This window comes from Corynebacterium glaucum (genome assembly GCF_002287505.1).
In the GTDB taxonomy this organism is placed as follows: Bacteria; Actinomycetota; Actinomycetes; order Mycobacteriales; family Mycobacteriaceae; genus Corynebacterium; species Corynebacterium glaucum.
This window is the reverse complement of the sequence record NZ_CP019688.1, coordinates 1,068,060-1,086,280: the sequence shown is the minus strand read 5'-3', so window position 1 is coordinate 1,086,280 and position 18,221 is coordinate 1,068,060. Positions and strand designations below refer to the sequence as shown.

At 64.3% G+C, this 18,221-nt stretch carries 18 protein-coding genes; 2 read left to right on the top strand and 16 right to left on the bottom strand.

Features of this window, described 5'->3' with window-relative positions:
• Positions 1–38 precede the first annotated feature (38 nt).
• From CGLAU_RS05330 to CGLAU_RS05315, 4 genes are all read right to left on the bottom strand, one after another.
• Complete coding sequence (locus CGLAU_RS05330) at positions 39–1,181, bottom strand: cysteine desulfurase family protein (RefSeq protein ID WP_095659789.1); 1,143 nt, start codon at positions 1,179–1,181, stop codon at positions 39–41.
• Between the two features lie 166 nt (positions 1,182–1,347).
• The gene (locus CGLAU_RS05325; protein WP_095659788.1) at positions 1,348–2,532 is read right to left on the bottom strand and encodes a THUMP-like domain-containing protein; all 1,185 of its coding nucleotides are present in this window, start codon (positions 2,530–2,532) and stop codon (positions 1,348–1,350) included.
• Positions 2,522–3,400, bottom strand: coding sequence for an NUDIX hydrolase (locus tag CGLAU_RS05320; RefSeq protein ID WP_232507217.1), 879 nt, complete (start codon positions 3,398–3,400; stop codon positions 2,522–2,524). The genes CGLAU_RS05325 and CGLAU_RS05320 overlap by 11 nt, the downstream gene beginning before the upstream one ends.
• 106 nt (positions 3,401–3,506) lie before the next feature.
• Positions 3,507–4,367 carry an ABC transporter ATP-binding protein gene (locus tag CGLAU_RS05315; RefSeq protein WP_198305036.1) on the bottom strand — a complete coding sequence of 287 codons (861 nt, stop codon included), beginning with the start codon at positions 4,365–4,367 and terminating at the stop codon, positions 3,507–3,509.
• 145 nt (positions 4,368–4,512) lie between these two features.
• On the opposite strand from CGLAU_RS05315, the gene CGLAU_RS05310 reads away from it, so the two are divergent.
• Both CGLAU_RS05310 and glgB read left to right on the top strand, forming a co-directional pair.
• The gene (locus CGLAU_RS05310) at positions 4,513–6,537 is read left to right on the top strand and encodes a maltotransferase domain-containing protein (protein WP_095659786.1); all 2,025 of its coding nucleotides are present in this window, start codon (positions 4,513–4,515) and stop codon (positions 6,535–6,537) included.
• A 59-nt stretch (positions 6,538–6,596) separates the two neighbouring features.
• On the top strand, positions 6,597–8,801 hold the full coding sequence (gene glgB / locus CGLAU_RS05305; protein WP_095659785.1) for a 1,4-alpha-glucan branching protein GlgB: 2,205 nt from the start codon (positions 6,597–6,599) through the stop codon (positions 8,799–8,801).
• Positions 8,802–8,822: 21 nt separating this feature from the next.
• On the opposite strand, the gene CGLAU_RS05300 is transcribed toward glgB, so the two are convergent.
• The 12 genes from CGLAU_RS05300 to CGLAU_RS05245 all read right to left on the bottom strand — a co-directional run bounded on the left by CGLAU_RS05300 (position 8,823) and on the right by CGLAU_RS05245 (position 18,118).
• Positions 8,823–9,710 carry a tetratricopeptide repeat protein gene (locus tag CGLAU_RS05300; RefSeq protein WP_095659784.1) on the bottom strand — a complete coding sequence of 296 codons (888 nt, stop codon included), beginning with the start codon at positions 9,708–9,710 and terminating at the stop codon, positions 8,823–8,825.
• On the bottom strand, positions 9,710–10,021 hold the full coding sequence (locus CGLAU_RS05295; protein ID WP_095659783.1) for a thiamine-binding protein: 312 nt from the start codon (positions 10,019–10,021) through the stop codon (positions 9,710–9,712). The genes CGLAU_RS05300 and CGLAU_RS05295 overlap by 1 nt, the downstream gene beginning before the upstream one ends.
• 45 nt (positions 10,022–10,066) lie before the next feature.
• Complete coding sequence (locus CGLAU_RS05290; protein ID WP_095659782.1) at positions 10,067–10,354, bottom strand: hypothetical protein; 288 nt, start codon at positions 10,352–10,354, stop codon at positions 10,067–10,069.
• Between the two features lie 19 nt (positions 10,355–10,373).
• The gene (nucS, locus tag CGLAU_RS05285) at positions 10,374–11,066 is read right to left on the bottom strand and encodes an endonuclease NucS (RefSeq protein WP_095659781.1); all 693 of its coding nucleotides are present in this window, start codon (positions 11,064–11,066) and stop codon (positions 10,374–10,376) included.
• 62 nt (positions 11,067–11,128) lie between these two features.
• Positions 11,129–11,587, bottom strand: a complete 459-nt coding sequence (locus tag CGLAU_RS05280) for a DUF2550 domain-containing protein (RefSeq protein ID WP_232507250.1) — start codon at positions 11,585–11,587, stop codon at positions 11,129–11,131.
• Positions 11,588–11,784: 197 nt separating this feature from the next.
• Positions 11,785–12,153: a F0F1 ATP synthase subunit epsilon gene (locus CGLAU_RS05275; RefSeq protein ID WP_095659779.1), complete on the bottom strand. Its 369-nt coding sequence runs from the start codon at positions 12,151–12,153 to the stop codon at positions 11,785–11,787.
• 10 nt (positions 12,154–12,163) lie between these two features.
• Positions 12,164–13,642, bottom strand: a complete 1,479-nt coding sequence (atpD, locus tag CGLAU_RS05270; RefSeq protein WP_095661059.1) for a F0F1 ATP synthase subunit beta — start codon at positions 13,640–13,642, stop codon at positions 12,164–12,166.
• 57 nt (positions 13,643–13,699) lie between these two features.
• Positions 13,700–14,674, bottom strand: coding sequence for a F0F1 ATP synthase subunit gamma (locus tag CGLAU_RS05265; protein ID WP_095659778.1), 975 nt, complete (start codon positions 14,672–14,674; stop codon positions 13,700–13,702).
• A 52-nt stretch (positions 14,675–14,726) separates the two neighbouring features.
• Positions 14,727–16,394 carry a F0F1 ATP synthase subunit alpha gene (gene atpA / locus CGLAU_RS05260; protein ID WP_095659777.1) on the bottom strand — a complete coding sequence of 556 codons (1,668 nt, stop codon included), beginning with the start codon at positions 16,392–16,394 and terminating at the stop codon, positions 14,727–14,729.
• A 6-nt stretch (positions 16,395–16,400) separates the two neighbouring features.
• Positions 16,401–17,237 (bottom strand): F0F1 ATP synthase subunit delta, encoded by an 837-nt coding sequence (locus CGLAU_RS05255; protein ID WP_095659776.1) that lies wholly within the window; start codon positions 17,235–17,237, stop codon positions 16,401–16,403.
• Between the two features lie 5 nt (positions 17,238–17,242).
• The gene (locus CGLAU_RS05250; protein ID WP_095659775.1) at positions 17,243–17,824 is read right to left on the bottom strand and encodes a F0F1 ATP synthase subunit B; all 582 of its coding nucleotides are present in this window, start codon (positions 17,822–17,824) and stop codon (positions 17,243–17,245) included.
• 51 nt (positions 17,825–17,875) lie between these two features.
• Positions 17,876–18,118 carry an ATP synthase F0 subunit C gene (locus CGLAU_RS05245; RefSeq protein WP_095659774.1) on the bottom strand — a complete coding sequence of 81 codons (243 nt, stop codon included), beginning with the start codon at positions 18,116–18,118 and terminating at the stop codon, positions 17,876–17,878.
• Positions 18,119–18,221: the final 103 nt, after the last annotated feature.

The window sequence follows — 18,221 nt, the reverse complement described above, 5'->3', positions numbered from 1 at the left end:
ACGCCGATTCGCCCCTTTAGTCACAAAAGACACACGATTCACAGCAGTCCCACATCGCGCGCGCGTCGCACCACCTCGGGAAGTTCGAGCAAGAGCTTATCGACGTCCCCTTGCACCGTCCCCTCCCCCAGCGTGACGCGAAGGGCACCGCCACCTTCGGCCTCGGTGTAGCCCATCGCCTCGACAACGTGACTAAAACGCGTCACACCTGCCGCGCAGGCGGAGCCGGTGGAGACTTCGATCCCGCGCGAATCCAGCAACATGATCATCGCGTCCGCGTTCGCGCCCGGGAACAGGAAGTGCGCGTGGCCTGGGAGCGCGGGCTCTTGCGTGGTTAGGACCGCGGCGGGGATTTGGCGGAGGACGCGGTTGGCGAAGTCGTCGCGAAGCGTTGCGATCCTGGTCTGTTCCTGCTCCATCTCTCGGGTGGCCTCGGCGAGCGCTGCCGCGGTGGCTGCGGCGGAGGCGACATCGACGGTGCCGGAGCGGATGCCGCGCTCCTGTCCCCCGCCGACGATGACCGGCTGCGGTGCAGGAGAGCGCTTGGCCAGGAGGATGCCCGTGCCGCGCGGGCCACCGAACTTGTGGGCGCTGGCCGCGAGCGTCGTGGCGCCGAGGGCGTGAAAGTCCACGGGGAGCTTGCCAACCACCTGGACTGCGTCGACGTGCAGCGGCGTGTGGTGGGCGGCGGCACGTTCGGCGGCCTCCTGTACTGGCTGGATCGCGCCGGATTCGTTGTTCGCCCACATCAGGGTCGCCACCGCCGCCGGGGTATCTAGCGGGGTGAGGTCGGTGACGTGGCCGTCTCGGCCTGCCGATAGCCACGCGACGTCGGCGCCTGCGGCTTCGAGCGCACGCACCGACTCGAGCACTGCGGGGTGCTCGATGGTGCTCGCGACCACGCGGTTCGGTGCAGCGTCACCGGCGCGGGCTCGGCTGGCGGCGTAGAGCCCGCGCACCCCAATGTTGTTCGCCTCGGTGCCCGAGCCGGTGAAGACCACCTCGACCGGATCCGCGCCGAGCAGCTCAGCGATCTGCTCGCGGGCCTCTTGGAGCACCGCGTTCGCCTTGCGCCCGGAGGCGTACTGGCTGCCAGGGTTGAGCGCGCCCGCGTGCTCGCGCCAAGCGTCGATCGCGCACTGGCGCATCGGACTCGTCGCCGCGTAGTCGAGGTAGGTCATGGCACCCCAGCCTAGACCTCGCACCTTCCGTCCCGAGATCCGTCTGTCAGTGGCCGGCGGCGTCCAACCCCAACGCTTGAGCACCAACTCTTTAGCACCAACTCTTGAGCACCAAGTTGGTGTTTAACTCCGCCAAGAACACCAACTTGGTGCTGAAAAGTTGGGGTTAAGCATGGACGCGGGGGCCGCAGATGTGGGCGACCGCAGAGTCGCCGATGCGCGCGATGACCACCGCCATCGGTGCCGCGCCGCCGCTGAGTTTCGCGCCGCCCTTGCCGGCCTTGCCGCCTTTACCGCCCTTGAGTTTGAGCTTCGCGCGGAGCTGGTCGGGGTCCACGTCGACGCCGCGCACGAGGATCTCCACGCTCGAGGCCCCATGCGCGGCGAGCGCGGTGCGCAGCTTTTTCAGCGGCACTGCCTCGATGAACGGAAAGCCCGAGTAGCCGGACGGGATGGTGTCGCCGGACAAGAACGCGATGTGCTCATCCAGCATCCACAGCCCGTGCCGCGTCGCCCAGTGCGAAACCAGCCCGGCGCGGATCACGGCTCCATCCGGCTCGATGATGAAGGCGCCTGGTGGTTCGACTGGGGCGGTTGAAGGGGCCGTCGATAAGCATCGTTCTTCGAAGCCTTCCTTGAGCACGACCGCCTCGCGCCCGCGGCCGAAGCCTGGGGTGTACAGGCAGGCTTCCTTGACGCCGCCGTCGACGGAGACGACGCTGACCAGGCCGTCCCACTCGGAGTAGTCGATGCCCGGCGCGCATTTCACGGCCAGCTCGCGCCCGGCGTGCGCGCCGAGGAGGTCAGGCAGCGGCGGGATCAGCTTGGCGGGGTCGGTGATGCGCTTGCCGTCCGCGCGCCGGGCAGGGTCGGCGACCACCACATCGGCGCGGCTCGCGGGCGCAAGCGCGTCCGCCACGGCGAGCCACGCTAAGTCTCCGAGGTTGTGGCGGGCCATAGCAATGCGGGAGCGGTCGAGGTCGGAGCCCAGCCAGGCGAGGCCGGCGTCGGCGAACGCGGGGGCCTCGGAGCCAACGGAACAGGTCACATCGTGGACCAGCGTCGCACCCGCCTCGCGCACGTGCCCGGCACGCACATCGGCCACAGCACGCGGGGTGGCCTGCTGCGCCGCATCGTAATCAGTCAACCAGTGAGCAGGGAGCTTGCCGACGGCCGCGCGCTGGGCGTAAATGAGCACACTCACCGCGCGCGCGTAGTCGCCGAATTCGCGGTCGAGCACGGCACGGTCGGCGAAGACGGACTGCTTCGTCAGCGCGATTTCAGGCGCGATGGTCTCGATGCGCTGCGCGTTGGCCGCGAGGAACGCGACCTCTTCAAGGCTAAAACTCAATGCGCCGCCCGATCCGATCTTTCGGTGCGCGGTGGAGAAACTCCTTCATGCCCTCGTGGTCTACGTGCTGCTCATCCACGATCGGGGTGATGGTGGCGTTCTGCTTCGCCGCGAGGACCTCTGCGACGCTTTCGAACTTGGCAAGGTCGAGCAGGTGCATCCAGGTGGAGGGGGCAAAGCGGACGAGGCCGGCGCGCCAGCCGTCGACAAGCAATTGCGGCGGGAACCAGTTGGCGTCGTCGGCCTCGCCTGTGTTGCCGTCGGGCTCCTGGCCCTCTGGGTTCACGGCGAGGAATGAGAAGGTGTCGAACCAGTTGCCGCGTTCGGACTTGCCGATCCAGCGCGCGTACGGAGTGAGCAGGTCGCCGTTGACCCGCAGGTCGTTGTGTTGGAGCACGTCGGTGAGGGAGATGGTGTGCTCTTCCAGCGCGTTGCGGTGCTCGTGGAAGATGCTCGCGTCCTCGAGCAGGTTGCCGTAGTGGTCGACGGCGAGGAAAATGCCGGTTTCTTCGAAGAGCTCGCGCACCGCGGCGAACATCACCGCGTGCGCCTTGTACTTGGTCAAGCCGAGCTGGCGGGCGAGCGAGATGGCGGAGCGCCCGGTCCATAGCTCGCCGTCGTCCCAGGAGCGCCCGGGGAAGTCGCGCGTGTCCACACCGCCGCCGGGAAAGACGGTGATGCCTGGGTAGTTCGGCATGCTGAGCACGCGCTCTTGGACCCAGACTTCGAAGCCTTCGGTGCGATCGCGCATGAGGATCACCGTGGCGGATAGTCGCGCGCCGCCGAAGCCGCTGGTTTCGGTGACGTCGATGGTGTCACCGGCGTCCGTGGACACGGCACCGGTTCGGCGCTTTTCCGCCCTTTCCATCGACCATCACCTCCCTACGCATTCATCCGCGGCTCCATTTGTGGTGCCACCACTACTCATACCGGCTCAGCCGAGCCTGGGTGCCGTGTGCGGCGACGCGCAGCGTTTAAGCGCGGTGCGCGCCCCCGCGGCCTTTGCGTGCCCGGCGCGCGAAGTAGCGGCCATCGTCGTACGTCACCTCGATCGGCTGGTGGTACGCCTTCGAGACATTCTCGGAGGTGAGAACGTCCTCGATTAAGCCTTGGGCGACCACCGACCCTTCGTCGAGAAGCATGGCGTGTGTGAAACCGAAAGGGATTTCCTCGAGGTGGTGGGTGATCATCACAATCGCCGGGGCGTCCGGGTCGAGCGCGAGATCGCCGAGGTAGCCGATGAGATCTTCGCGCCCGCCCAAGTCCATGCCGGCCGCCGGCTCGTCCAGGATCAGAAGCTCCGGGTTGGTCATCACTGCGCGCGCGACCAGGACGCGCTTACGCTCGCCGTCCGAAAGCGTCCCCCACGTCCGGTCGATCAGGTGCATCGCACCGACCTGCTCGAGCACCTCAAGCGCCTGTTCGTAGTCCATGCCTTCGTACTCTTCGCGCCAGCGGCCCATGATCGCGTAGCCGGCGGAGACCACTAAGTCGCCGACCTTCTCGTCGTCAGGAACACGCTGGGCGATGGCGGACGAGGTGATGCCGATCGCCGCACGCAGATCGCGCATGTCGGTCTTGCCCAGCTGCTCCCCGAGCACAAAGGCCACGCCCGAGGACGGAAACTCCTGCGCCGATGCCATTCGGATCAGCGTGGTTTTGCCTGCGCCGTTCGGGCCGACGACCACCCAGCGCTCATCCAGCTCGACCTGCCAATCCACCGGTCCCACGAGCGTCTTTCCTCCGCGGACGAAGGAGACGTTCTGGAAGTCGATGAGCAGATCCTCATCCGTGGTGGGTTGCGTCTGAGCTGTTTGCGTCGTTTCCGTACTCACCTGTCCTATTTTGGCCTATTTGGGCGCGGTTGTGTGGAAAGTGGCGCGGGAGTTAACCGGTCAAAACCCTGCTGCTTCGCTACGCTTGGCCTGAACGTGCACGCGCGGAAAACGCAAGCAATAAGCAAGTACGAAGGATAACGCCATGGTCGCCCGCTTCGGTATTGATGATGTCCGCCCCCAGGTTTCAGGTCGCACGCTGCCCGCGAAGGCGGTTGTGGGGGAAGTCGTTCCGGTTTCCGCGCTGGTGTGGCGCGAAGGGCACGATGCCGTCGGCGCTACGCTCCAGCTCACCGCACCGAGCGGCGAGCAGTACTCCGTACCCATGGAGCAGGAGGTTTACCGCCCCGACTACGTTCACGCCATTTTCGTGCCGGATGAGCAGGGGCTGTGGCGCTTCCGCGTCGACGCGTGGAGCGACGTCATGGCCACCTGGCGCAACGCGGTGTCCAAGAAGCTCCTCGCCGGCCAGACCGAGGCAGAAATGGCCAATGACCTCGCTCACGGCATCCTCCTGTTCGACAAAGCGGCAGAGCAGGCAGCCCGCACCGAGCGGGAGGTACTCGAGCACGCACGCAAGGTGCTTGCCGACGGCACCTTGGACCTGCGCACCCGAGTCGAAGCCGGCCTGTCCGATGAGGTGCTTGAAGCGCTCGAAGCCTTCCCGTTGCGCGAGCTGATCTCCCACGGCCCGATCTGCGACATCCTGGTGGAGCGCCGCGAAGCTCTGGTCAACTCCTGGTACGAACTCTTTCCCCGATCCACCGGCGGCGTGGACGAGGCCGGCAACCCCGTCCACGGCACCTGGGCCACCACCGCGGCGGCGCTCGATCGCGTCGCCGCGATGGGCTTTGACACCGTGTACTTCCCGCCGATCCACCCGATCGGTGAGATCAACCGCAAAGGCCGCAACAACACGCTGACCCCGGAGGAGCACGACGTGGGCTCGCCCTGGGCGATCGGTTCCAAGGACGGCGGCCACGACGCGTTCCACCCCGAACTTGGTGGCGAAGCAGAGTTCCTCGAAATGCTCGACCACGCGACTGACCTGGGTCTGGAGATCGCGCTCGACCTCGCGCTGCAGGCCGCGCCCGACCACCCGTGGGCGAAAGCGCACCCGGAGTTCTTTACCGTGCTCGCGGACGGCACCATCGCCTACGCCGAGAACCCGCCGAAGAAGTACCAGGACATCTACCCGATCAACTTCGACAACGCCCCGGAGACGATTTACGACGAGATCTACCGCGTGGTCATGTACTGGGTGGATTTGGGCATCACCACCTTCCGCGTTGACAACCCGCACACCAAGCCAGTGAATTTCTGGCACTGGCTCATCTCCAAGGTTCATGAGACGGACCCGGACGTGATCTTTCTGGCCGAGGCATTCACCCGTCCTCCGCGCATGTACGGCCTGTCCAAGGCAGGATTCAGCCAGTCCTACACCCACTTCACCTGGAAGACGACGAAAGCGGAGCTCACCGACTTCGCGCAGCTGCTCATCGACGTCGCAGACGTGAGCCGCCCCAACCTCTTCGTCAACACCCCCGACATCCTCCACGAGTCCCTGCAGAAGGGCGGCCCTGCCACGTTCGCGCTGCGCGCCACCCTGGCCGCAACGATGAGCCCGCTATGGGGCGTGTACTCCGGCTACGAGCTCTACGAGCACGAACCGGTAGCCGACGGCTCGGAGGAGTACCTGGACAGCGAGAAGTACCAGCTGCGTCCGCGCGACTTCGACGCGGCACTGAAGCGCGGCGAATCCCTCGAGCCCTACCTCGCGCTGCTCAACCAGATCCGCCGCGACAACCCGGCGCTACAGCAGCTGCGCAACATCCGCTTCCACGACATCGCCAACGACAACGTCATCGCCTACTCAAAGGTCGACGCGGTCACCGGCAACGCCGTGCTCGTGGTGGTGAACCTCGATCCTTACTTCACCCAGGAAGGCACGCTGCGCCTCGATGTGACCGAGCTGGGCCTCAACCCTGGCGAGCCGTTCGAGGTTCACGACATGATCACGGGCGAAACCTACACGTGGGGCACTGAGAACTACGTCCGCCTTGCGCCGCAGGTCAATGTCGCGCACGTGTTCCGGCTCCCACAGGTGCCTAAGAGCCGTCGACAAGCTCTTGCTTATCGACGAATCTCCGACCACGATTACCGCCCGTAAACCGCTACGGTGGGTAACCACCTACCAATGAATAGAATTACCAACATGAAGGACCCCCTATGACTGCCCAGGAGATTGACCCGCAGCTGCTTATCCCGGAAGGTGACCGCGCGCGCCTGCTCGAATGCAAGCACCACGCCCCGCACGATTTTTACGGCTGGCACGCGGCCAAGAGCGGCTCGGTGATTCGCACCCGTCTCCTCGGCGCGGAGGACGTGCAGCTGATCGTGCACAACGAGGAGCTGCCGATGCACCACACCGGCGACGACATCTGGGTCGTGGGCCTGGAAGATGACCGTGCGCCGGACTACCGTTTCAAGGTCACTTACCCGTTCGGCGAAACGCAGATCATAGCCGACCCGTACCACTTCCTGCCCACGCTCGGCTCGCTTGACCTGCACCTCATCTCCGAGGGCCGCCACGAGCGGCTGTGGGAGGTGCTCGGCGCGAACGAGCGCAGCTACACCACCGCGCTCGGCGAGGTCTCCGGCACCTCCTTTGCGGTGTGGGCACCGAACGCGCAAGGCGTGGCGGTTGTCGGCGAGTTCTGCGGCTGGAACCCGAACCAGTACCCGATGCGCACGCTCGGCTCCACCGGCGTGTGGGAGATCTTCATTCCGGGGCTGCGCGCGGGTACGGCGTACAAATTCGCCGTGCAGACCGTTCACGGCGACCGCATCGACAAGGCCGACCCGATGGCGCGCCAGACCCTGGCCCCGCCGGAGACGGTTTCCATCGTCGCGCCGAACGACTCCTACGAGTGGGGCGACGAAGACTGGATGGCCCGCCGCGTCGGGCTGGACGCCACCAACGCGGCGATGAGCGTCTACGAGTGCCACATTGGCTCCTGGAAACAGGGCGCGACCTACGCCACCATGAAGGAAGAACTCGTCCCCTACCTGGTAGAGAACGGCTTCACACACGTGGAGTTTTTGCCGGTGGCCGAGCACCCCTTCGGCGGCTCCTGGGGCTACCAGGTCACCGGCTACTACGCGCCGACCGCGCGCTGGGGCAGCCCGGACGAGTTCCGCGAATTAGTTGACGCCTGCCACCAAGCCGGCATCGGCGTGATCGTGGACTGGGTCCCCGCGCACTTCCCGAAGGACGCCTGGGCGCTCGCCCGCTTCGACGGCACCGCGCTCTACGAGCACCCGGACTGGCGCCGCGGCGAGCAAAAGGACTGGGGCACCTACGTCTTCGACTTCGGCCGCAACGAGGTGCGCAACTTCCTTGTTGCCAACGCCCTGTACTGGTTCGAGGAGTTCCACTTGGACGGCCTGCGCGTCGATGCTGTGGCCTCCATGCTCTACCTCGACTACTCCCGCGAACCCGGTGAGTGGCTGCCCAACCAGTTCGGCGGCCGCGAGCACTGGGACGCGGTGCAGTTCCTCCAGGAGATGAACGCCACGGTGCACCGCACGCACCCGGGTGTGCTCACCATCGCCGAGGAATCCACCGCCTGGCCGGGCGTGACCGCCCAGACCGAAGTCGATGGCCTGGGCTTCTCGCTGAAGTGGAACATGGGCTGGATGAACGACACCCTCGAGTACTTTTCGCTCGACCCGATTCACCGCTCCTACCACCACAACGAGATCACGTTCTCCCTGGTCTACGCATTCTCGGAGAAGTACGTCCTGCCGTTCAGCCACGATGAAGTGGTCCACGGCAAGGGGTCGCTCTGGGAGCGCATGCCCGGCGACGACTGGAACAAGGCCGCTGGCCTGCGCGCCCTGTTCGGCTACATGTTCTCCCACCCCGGCAAGCAGCTGTTGTTCATGGGCTGCGAGTGGGGCCAAACCACCGAGTGGGACGAGGCGAACTCCATCAACTGGGACAACCTCGCGGATAACTGGGGCCACGAGTACCACCGCGGCATCGCCCGCCTCGTGCGCGACCTGAACTTTGTCTACCGCGACAACGCCGCGCTGTTCAGCCAGGACAATTCGCCGATGGGCTTCCAGTGGCTCAAGGGCGACGACGCCGCCCACAACCTCCTCGCCTACGTGCGTTGGGGCGCGGACGGCCAGCCGATCATGGCCGTGGTCAACCTCTCCGGCGCCTCGCATACGGATTACCGCCTGGGCATGCCGGAGGCAGGTACCTGGGAGCTGCTGATCAACACCGACCAGGCCATCTACGGCGGCGCCGGCAACGACCTACCGGAAGCAATCCACACCGAGGCGGTCGGCTGGGACAACTTCGAGCAGTCGGTTCAGCTCCACGTCCCCGCGCTTAGCGCCCAGTGGTACAAGCTGGTTCGTTAAGAGCTTTTCGCTTATCGACGCCTAGAACAGCGCACTCGCCAACTTCGTACGAGCCTCGATGACCCGCGGGTCCGCTGCGTCGAAGAGGCCAAACAGCTCGAGGAGGCGAGTCTTCGCCTCCGGCTGCGTTTTCACCAGCGCGAGCAGCCGTTCGAAGGCGCGCTCCGGCACGCCTGCGACAACCTCGGCGTCGGCGGCATCGAGCTGCTTCTGCAGGTTTTCCGGGTCAGTTTCGGCGTCTTGGATCGGGTCGGTCTCCCGATTCTGCGGATCCAGCCGCTTCAGCACTCCGACCGTTGCTTTGGCCTGGGCGATCTCCTTGTTGGTAGGGTCGTCGGCCAGGATTTCGTCGTAAAGCGCGATGGCTGCGTCGAACGAGCCGACGTTGAGCGCATCGGTGGCTGCCGCGAGCCGAGGGTCTTCTTGTTCTTCCTCCCCTGCCTGCGGTTCTTCGCTGAGTCCCTGGAGCTGGGGTCCGATGTTGCTAACCAGCGAGTCGACCCACTGGATGAGCTGCTCGCGCGGCTGGTTGCCCTCAAACTCTGCGACCGGGCGGCCGGCGGCAAGTGCGACCACCGTGGGCAGCGCGCGCACGCCGAGCATCTGGGCGACCTCGGGGGTGGCGTCGGCGTCGACGTAGGCCACAAGATAGCCGCGCTGACCGGCCGCGAGCTCCCGGAGGGTCGCCTTGAGCGACTCTGAGTCCGGGGAGCGGCTGGTGCCGATCATCAGCACCACCGGGATCTGCAGCGAGCGCTGGAACGCCTGCGCCTCGATGTCGCGCTCAGTGACCGTGATGAACGGCTGGAACGCCGAGCTTTCCATTTCCTTGCGCGCCTCCGCCTGCTGCGCGAGCGCACCGAGGTCGACGGCGCCGCCGGTGAACTGCGGTTCCTGGAAATCAGCCATTAGTGGGCCTCCCCTTCGAAGTGCTGGTTCAGCGAATCCATTTTCTGGTGCAGCATGTCGGTGTAGCCGCGACGGATGTCCGCCTTGATCACCAGCGACACCCGCGGCGAGACTTCCTCGACGGCGGCGGTGGCGCGTTTGATCACGTCCATCACCTCGTCCCACTCCCCCTCGATCGTGGTGAACATCGAGGTGGTCTCGTGCGGCAGCCCGGACTCGCGCACCACGCGCACCGCCCTCGCTACCGCCTCAGACATCTCCCCGTTCGGGTTATCCGTCACCGCTGGGGCGACCGAGAAAGCTGCAATCATGCGCCCCACCTTACGCGCCTTGGGCAGTGGCTCTCTGCCTGACAGCTACCGACGATCCCAGCAGTGCCGGTGCCAGTGCCGCCGATCATCCACCCCGCGGCCGGTCTCCTTCGGCCACGCCACCACGTGCGCGACACCGGGTGGGATGTTCTGGTTGCAACCGGGGCAAATATAGAACTTCGTCGCCGCCACTGAGCCGATTTGGCGAACGCAGTACGGTTCCCCGTGCGTCCAGCTCGGCCCATCGACCTCCTGGGTGCCGATGAACGTCGAGCCGTCTCTGGGCAGCACGTAGCTGGGGCTTACGTTCATCCTGCGGTTCTTGCGCGGCATGACGCCTACCCTACCTGCGCTAGAACAGCCGCAGCTCGTCAGATTCGATGCCGCGCAGCTCCGCGTAATCCAGGGTCACGCAGCGGAAACCGCGGTCTTCGGCAAGCGTGCGCGCCTGCGGCTTGATCTCCTGCGCGGCAAACACGCCGGTGACCGGCCGCAGCAGCTCGTCGCGGTTCAGCAGCTCCACGTAGCGGGTGAGCTGTTCCACCCCGTCGATCCCGCCGCGGCGCTTCACCTCCACCGCCACGGTCGCCCCATCGCGATCGCGCGCAAGAATGTCCACCGGTCCAATCGCCGTTGGGTACTCGCGGCGCACCAGCGTATAGCCCGAGCCAAGGGTCGTGATGTGCTCTGCCAGCAGCTCTTGCAGGTGCGCCTCCACGCCGTCTTTCACCAAACCCGGATCCTCACCGAGCTCCACGGAAGTATCGGCGATCACCTCGGCGATAGTAATGCGCAGCTGCTCTCCCTTCGGATTCTCCACAATCCACAGTTGCTCGCCGGTGTCTTCGCCGTCGAGGTCCACCACGCGCTCTTCCTTCAACGTGCATGGAGGCGTCATCCAGTTCAGCGGCTTGTACGCGCGGTCGTCGGCGTGGATCGACACCGATCCGTCCGCCTTCACCATGATCAGGCGCAGCGCTTCCGGCAGGTGGGCATCCAGGCGGCCGACGTAGTCCACGGAGCAACGGGCGATGACAAGACGCATGGGTGCTAGCGTACCGGCGAGTCAGTAGGAGCTAGAAATTGCTTATCGACGGCTCACGTCCACTACCGACGACCGCGGTTCGCCCGCTGTGCGAGCGCATTCATATCCTCGCGCTGTGCGCGCGAATCGGGCGCAGACTCCACCCAGGAAATCAGCGCCATCTCTGCGTGGCGCTGGCCCGCGAACTCGAACTGCCCCATCGGCCCAGACAACGAAAGCACTTTCTCTACCTGGGGCATGATGTCGCGCTCGTCATCGGTGAGGTCGCGCACCCCATTGAACGTCACGTCGCGGCGGTCAATCGACATGTCGTAGTTGAACGACAAAGACCGCAGCTTGTAGAACCGTGCTTCCTCACCCACGTAGCGCACGACGCCGTGGCGCCAGCCGTGAACCCCGTCGGCAGGCAAAGACCTGATCAGCCCCTGGGCACCCGAATTTCGGAACATCATGAATCGCCAAGCGACGGCGATCGCAGCAAACACGAAGATCAACGCCACGATGTAGCCGAGGATCTCCATACGCACCGAACTTTCCGTGTGTTTTCTTCGCATTCTTTACGTTATTTACAACGTTTCGGACAATCATAGTCCCGCGCGCGAAGCAATCAACCCCTCCACGCCCCGTGTTTTCGAACGCGAAAAACCCGCACCCTCCGCGAGTCTGAACTCGTGGAACGTGCGGGTCTTTTCAGGCGTTGAGGTTGGCGTCTGCCTTCCTACTTGGATGCGCGGCGCACCGCGGCCAGCTCCGCTTCGGAGCGGGCCTTGGTCAGCTCATCTTCATCCTGGAGGCCAGCCTCGGCTTCAGCCGAGTCGACTTCGCTGGAGAAGACCGCGAAGTCCGCGAGGACGGTCACGCGGTCGCGCTGTACGGAGAGGAACCCGCCCTGCACAGCGGCCACAATGCGCTCGCCGTCAACCGGGCTAATGGTCACCACACCGTTGTTCTTGAGCTGCCCCAAGAACGGTTCGTGACCAGGCAGGATGCCGATCTCACCTTCGGTGGTCTGGGCGGTGAGGATGCTTGCCTGGCCCTGCCAGAGCATGCGGTCCACCGCGACCAGTTGAGCGGTAAGTTCAGCCATGTCCAATCCCCTACGCTTCCTGCAGCTTCTTGTACTGCGCCTCGACGTCGTCCAAACCGCCGAGGTTGTTGAACGCCTGCTCCGGGTAGTGGTCGAATTCGCCCTCAGCCAGCTTGTCGAACGCGTCGATGGTCTCTTCCAGCGGCACATAGGAACCTTCGTCGCCGGTGAACTTCTTCGCAACGAAGAAGTTCTGGCCCAGGAAGCGCTGGATCTTACGTGCGCGCTGCACGGTGATCTTGTCTTCCTCAGAAAGCTCGTCCATACCAAGGATGGCGATGATGTCCTGCAGCTCCTTGTTCTTCTGCAGAATACCGATAACCTTCTGCGCAACGCTGTAGTGGCGCTCGCCGACAATGCCCGGCTCGAGGATGCGGGAAGTCGAGGTCAGCGGGTCCACTGCCGGGTAAATACCCTTCGAAGCGATGGAACGCGAAAGCTCGGTGGTTGCATCCAGGTGAGCGAAGGTGGTTGCCGGAGCCGGGTCGGTGTAGTCATCCGCCGGCACGTAGACGGCCTGCAGAGAGGTAATGGAACGGCCCTTGGTGGAGGTAATGCGCTCCTGCAGCACGCCCATCTCGTCAGCCAGCGTCGGCTGATAACCCACGGCGGAAGGCATGCGGCCCAAAAGGGTCGACACCTCGGAACCAGCCTGGGTGAAACGGAAGATGTTGTCAATGAACAGCAGCACGTCCTGGTTCTGCACATCGCGGAAGTACTCCGCCATGGTCAGGCCGGACAGCGCCACGCGCATACGAACTCCTGGCGGCTCATCCATCTGGCCGAAGACAAGGGCGGTATCAGGCAACACGCCCATGTCCTCCATCTCGAGGAAGAGGTCCGTACCCTCACGGGTGCGCTCACCGACACCTGCGAAGACGGAGGTACCGGAGAACTCGCGGGCGATACGGGTGATCATCTCCTGGATGAGCACGGTCTTGCCCACACCTGCACCACCGAAGAGGCCGATCTTGCCACCCTTCACGTACGGGGTCAGCAGGTCGATGACCTTAATGCCGGTTTCCAGGATCTCGGTCTTACCCTCGAGGTCCTTGAAGGCAGGCGGCTCGCGGTGGATGCCCCAGCGCTCGCCATCCTTGCCCACCGACGGGTCGTCCAGGCACCCGCCAAGCGCGTTGAACACGTGGCCCTTGACCTGGTCGCCAACCGGCACGGAGATCGGGTTACCGGAATCCTTCACCTGCGCGCCGCGGACGAGGCCGTCCGTCGGCGCCATGGCGATGGTGCGCACGAGGTTGTCGCCCAAGAACTGGGCAACCTCGAGGATGATGTCGCGGGACATCTCACCGAAGTCGATGCTGACCTCGAGTGCGTTGTAGAGCTCAGGCAGCTCGCCGCGTGGGAACTCCACGTCGACGACTGCACCGATCACGCGAACGACGCGGCCGTTCTCAGAACCACGCGGGTTCTGAGTGTGCTCCTCACGAGCTGCCGCACGAGCCTCACCCTGGTCATCACCCAGGGTCATGGCGTCGGCCGCAACCTCGTCGTTGCGCTCATTGAAGCTATGAGCAGTAGTCATGATTTAGTCACTTTCTCCACTGCCGGACAGCGCGCCAGCGCCGCCGATAATCTCGGTGATTTCCTGGGTGATTTTTGCCTGGCGGAGCTGGTTTGCCTCACGAGACAGCTGGTTAGCCAGATCCGTCGCGTTGTCGGTCGCGTTCTTCATGGCGGTACGGCGCGAAGCGGACTCCGACGCCGAGGCCTCCAAGAAGATCGAGAACAGCGCACGAGAGACGTACACGGGCAGTAGCTCAGCCATCAGAGTGTCCGGGTCCGGCTCGAACTCCATGTCCGGGCCGACGCCTTCGTTCTCAGCGAGCATGTGCTCGTACTCGTATTTGGACTCGGACAGCACCGGCTCAATCGGGAGCAGCTGGTGCACTGTAGCCTCCTGCGAAAGCATGGAGACAAACTCGGTGTAGACCACGTGCACCTGGTCAAAGCCCCGCACCGACTCGCCCTCGGCACCGTCGACGCCTTCGCGCCATTTGACGGTGCCTTCGGAGCCGGCCATGAAGCCTCCGACCATGTGGTGACGCACATCGTGGGTTGCGTCCCACGACGGCTGCTGGGACCAACCGGTCCACGCGCCCGCAACGTCCATCCCGCGGAACCGGTAGTGGGTCACGCCCTTGTTACCGGTGACGAAGCGAACCACGTCATAGCCCGCGTCCTTAAGCATGCGCTCAAGCTGCGCTGCTTTCTTGAGAACGTTGTGGTTGTAACCGCCAGCCATGCCGCGGTCAGAGCTGACCACGAGGATCGCTGCGACTCGACCGTTCTCACGCTCGTGGAGCATGGGATGGTCGAGGGAGCTCGCAGCCGCGAGGCGCTCCATGACTTCCTTTAGCTCATCGGCGTAGGGCTTCGCAGCGGCAACGCGCTGCTGGGCCTTGGTGATCTGCGAGGTCGCGATCAGCTCCTGAGCCTTGGTGATCTTCTTCGTAGAGTTGACGGACCGGATGCGGTCACGCAATTCGCGAAGTGTTGCCATGGTGTACTTCCTCCCTTCCTGTAATTAGTAATCCTGCAGTAGCACTTGCTGGCTACTTGGAACGGCTGACGTTGAGCTGGTTCTTGGACACCTGCGACGATTCCAGAGCCTCAGCCTCGGCCTCGCGCACGATGCGCTCGCCGGAAGATGCCTGGAAGGTGCGGGCGAACTGCTCGTTGACACGGAGGATGGCCTGCTGGGACTCATCGCTCAGCTGTGCACCACCGGCGATCTGCTCGTAGACCTCCGGAGCGGATGCACGGATCTGCTCCTGCAGCTCGAACTCGTAGCGACGGACATCCTCGACGGGAACGGGATCGAAGACACCCTGGTTGGCGGCCCAGATCGACACGATCTGGAACTCAACCGGCTGCGGCGAGTTCTCGGACTGCTTCAGCAGCTCAACCAGACGCTGACCGCGCTCGAGCTGCTTCTTGGAAGCGGCGTCGAGGTCGGACGCGAAGGCAGCGAAGGACTCCAGGTCGCGGTATGCAGCGAGGTCCAGACGCAGGTTACCGGCGACCTTCTTCATGCCCTTAGTCTGTGCGGCACCACCGACACGGGAGACGGAGATACCCACGTCGATAGCCGGACGCACACCCTGGTTGAACAGGTCGGACTGGAGGAAGCACTGGCCGTCAGTAATGGAAATGACGTTGGTCGGAATGAACGCGCCGACGTCATTTGCCTTGGTCTCGATGATCGGCAGCGCGGTGAGCGAGCCTGCACCGAGCTCGTCGTTGAGCTTGGCGGCGCGCTCCAGCAGGCGGGAGTGCAGGTAGAACACGTCGCCCGGGTATGCCTCGCGGCCCGGCGGGCGGCGTAGCAGCAGCGAGATGGCGCGGTATGCCTCTGCCTGCTTGGTTAGGTCATCGTAGATCACCAGAACGTGCTTGCCCTGGTACATCCAGTGCTGGCCAAGGGCGGCACCGGTGAACGGCGCGAGCCACTTGAAGCCGGCGGAGTCAGATGCCGGAGCTGCCACGATGGTGGTGTACTCGAGTGCACCAGCCTCCTCGAGGGTCTGGCGCACGCCAGCGATGGTGGAGCCCTTCTGGCCGACCGCGACGTAGATGCAGCGAACCTGCTTCGACGGGTCACCGGTCTCCCAGAACGCCTTCTGGTTCAAGATGGTGTCGATGCAGACCGCGGTCTTACCGGTCTTGCGGTCACCAATGATCAGCTGGCGCTGGCCACGGCCGATCGGGGTCATCGCGTCGATCGCCTTGAGGCCTGTCTGCATCGGCTCCTCGACCGGCTGGCGGTCGAGAACGCCAGCAGCCTGCAGCTCCAGGGCGCGCTCTTCGTTGGACTCGATCGGGCCCAAGCCGTCAATCGGCTGGCCCAGTGGGTTGATCACGCGGCCGAGGAAGTCCTCCCCAACCGGTACGGACAGGACCTCGCCGGTCCTCTGGACTTTGTCGCCCTCGTGGAGGGACTCGAAGTTACCCAGCACCACAACGCCGATCGTGTCGGTGTCAAGGTTCTGTGCGACGCCGATGACGCCGTTGGGGAACTCGAGCAGCTCGTTCGTCATGCAGCCTGGCAGCCCGGAAACCTGGGCAATACCATCTGCAGCCGAAGTCACCACGCCGACCTCCTCACGGGAGGCCTCCGCGGAGTAGCTCGAGGTGTAGTTCGCTATCGCGCTACGGATCTCATCGGAGGAGATCGTCAGCTCCGCCATGTTCTTCCTGCTCTCGGTAGATTCTTCCAGCATGTGTTTTTAGTAAAGGGTCGTGCTCGCTGCGAGGTCGGTACGAAGGCGCGTCAACTTGCCGCGCGTCGAACCGTCAATTTCCTCGTCGCCAACCCGGATGATCATCCCGCCGAGGAGGCTGGGGTCAACCTCGGCATGGACGGCCATCTCGCGACCGTAGATGTTCTCAAGCTTCTGCGCCAAGGCTTCGCGCTGGGTAGAGGAAAGTTCCTCTGCAGCGACGACGCGTGCCACCGACTTGCCCCGCAGTTCGGCAACCTGCTCGGCAAGTGCTGCCAAGTCGTCAACCGGGTTGTGTTCGGAGCGACCGATCACCTGCAGCGCGAGCGCCTCGGTGAACATGGTGACCTTGCCGTAGATCACGCTGGCCATCAGGCCGCGCTTCTGGGCTGGGGTCGCAGTGCGATCGGACAGGAGCTGGGTGAGCTCACTCTCCCTTTCCAGCAGGACGGAGAGCTGGTACAGCTCATCCTCAACCTGCTCGAGCTGGCCCTGAGCCTCAGCGCCGAGCATGAGTGCACGGCGGCCAAAGGCGATCAGCCCAGTGCGGAATTCGCGCGGGGTGGACCATTCCTGCGACGTAGCAGACGTGAGGATCTCTTTGGTGGGCTCCGCGATCTTGTCGCCGAAGACCTCGCTGATGATGCCTTCACGTTGAGACGGCTCGAGCGAGGTGTCCGCGACAGCGACGCGCAGCGAGCGCTCGGCGTCAAGCTGATCCACAATCAGGAAGAGCTCGGTGCCAACCTGTGCGGCAACGGCGACGGCGTTGTCGGAGTTGCGGATCAGCGAATCGAGCTGACCTTCCACGTGCGTCTTTGCTTCGCGACTAGCTGCCTTCATCTCGCCTACTTCCTCGTCGACACGTTGTCGAGCTCAGAGAGGAAGTCATCGATCGTGTTCGAGCGGCGGGTGGAATCCGACAGCTCGGTGCCCAGCAGACGCTCGGCGAGGTTGATCGAGTTCTGGCCCATCTCGTTGCGAAGCTCGGAAACAACCTGCTCGCGGGATGCTTGCAGCTGCTTCTCGCCAGCTTCGACAATGCGACGGGACTCTTCCTCAGCACGCAGACGGGACTCGGCCTCGATCTCCTTGCCGCGCGCACGCGCAGCTTCGCGGATCTCGGCCGCCTCGGCACGTGCCTCAGCGAGTTCAGCGTTGTTCTTCTCCAGAGCAGCCTTGGCTTCCTTCTGGGCGACCTCAGCACGCTCGATGCCGCCCTTGATCCGGTCCTCGCGCTCCGCCAGCACTTCCTGGAACTTCGGAAGCACGTACTTCCAGAAGAGCAGGAACACGATGATGAAGACAACGAGCGACCAGACCACATCGTACGGTGCCGGCAGGAGGATGGACGGCATGTTGTCCGTGTGCTCCAGCGGCAGCGTCTCGGCGCCTTCAGCGGCGACGAGGAATTCGATGACGTTAGTCATTGGGTGCTCCTGATCTAAAAAGTGTTACGGGGTGAAAACGCGTGGTGCTTTTTAGAACAGGAAGCCGGCAACGAGGCCGATGAGGGCGAGCGCCTCAACGAAGGCGATACCCAGGAACATGGTGGTGCGGAGCTGGCCAGCCATCTCCGGCTGACGAGCCATGCCCTCGACGGTCTTGCCCACGAGGATGCCGATGCCGAGGCCCGGGCCGATGGTAGCGAGGCCGTAGCCGATGGTGCCGAGACCGTTGTAGGTCGTAGCGTCTGCTGCCTGAGCAAGGATGATCTCGTTCATGTGAAAGTCGTTCCCTTTCTAGGTGCGCCGCCGCCTTGAGGTGTACCGCGATCGGCGCGAGTGACAATGTGTGGGGTTATTCAGTTTGGCCGGTAGTTCGCGC

Coding starts and splice junctions, on each gene's coding strand:
- CGLAU_RS05330 (WP_095659789.1), bottom strand. CDS start 1,181: ATGACCTACCTCGACTACGCGGCGACGAGTCCGATGCGCCAGTGCGCG.
- atpA (WP_095659777.1), bottom strand. CDS start 16,394: ATGCTGGAAGAATCTACCGAGAGCAGGAAGAACATGGCGGAGCTGACG.
- CGLAU_RS05310 (WP_095659786.1), top strand. CDS start 4,513: ATGGTCGCCCGCTTCGGTATTGATGATGTCCGCCCCCAGGTTTCAGGT.
- CGLAU_RS05295 (WP_095659783.1), bottom strand. CDS start 10,021: ATGATTGCAGCTTTCTCGGTCGCCCCAGCGGTGACGGATAACCCGAAC.
- atpD (WP_095661059.1), bottom strand. CDS start 13,642: ATGACCCTGGGTGATGACCAGGGTGAGGCTCGTGCGGCAGCTCGTGAG.
- CGLAU_RS05300 (WP_095659784.1), bottom strand. CDS start 9,710: ATGGCTGATTTCCAGGAACCGCAGTTCACCGGCGGCGCCGTCGACCTC.
- CGLAU_RS05255 (WP_095659776.1), bottom strand. CDS start 17,237: ATGAAGGCAGCTAGTCGCGAAGCAAAGACGCACGTGGAAGGTCAGCTC.
- CGLAU_RS05320 (WP_232507217.1), bottom strand. CDS start 3,400: ATGGAAAGGGCGGAAAAGCGCCGAACCGGTGCCGTGTCCACGGACGCC.
- CGLAU_RS05290 (WP_095659782.1), bottom strand. CDS start 10,354: ATGCCGCGCAAGAACCGCAGGATGAACGTAAGCCCCAGCTACGTGCTG.
- CGLAU_RS05275 (WP_095659779.1), bottom strand. CDS start 12,153: ATGGCTGAACTTACCGCTCAACTGGTCGCGGTGGACCGCATGCTCTGG.
- CGLAU_RS05245 (WP_095659774.1), bottom strand. CDS start 18,118: ATGAACGAGATCATCCTTGCTCAGGCAGCAGACGCTACGACCTACAAC.
- nucS (WP_095659781.1), bottom strand. CDS start 11,066: ATGCGTCTTGTCATCGCCCGTTGCTCCGTGGACTACGTCGGCCGCCTG.
- CGLAU_RS05265 (WP_095659778.1), bottom strand. CDS start 14,674: ATGGCAACACTTCGCGAATTGCGTGACCGCATCCGGTCCGTCAACTCT.
- CGLAU_RS05280 (WP_232507250.1), bottom strand. CDS start 11,587: ATGGAGATCCTCGGCTACATCGTGGCGTTGATCTTCGTGTTTGCTGCG.
- glgB (WP_095659785.1), top strand. CDS start 6,597: ATGACTGCCCAGGAGATTGACCCGCAGCTGCTTATCCCGGAAGGTGAC.
- CGLAU_RS05250 (WP_095659775.1), bottom strand. CDS start 17,824: ATGACTAACGTCATCGAATTCCTCGTCGCCGCTGAAGGCGCCGAGACG.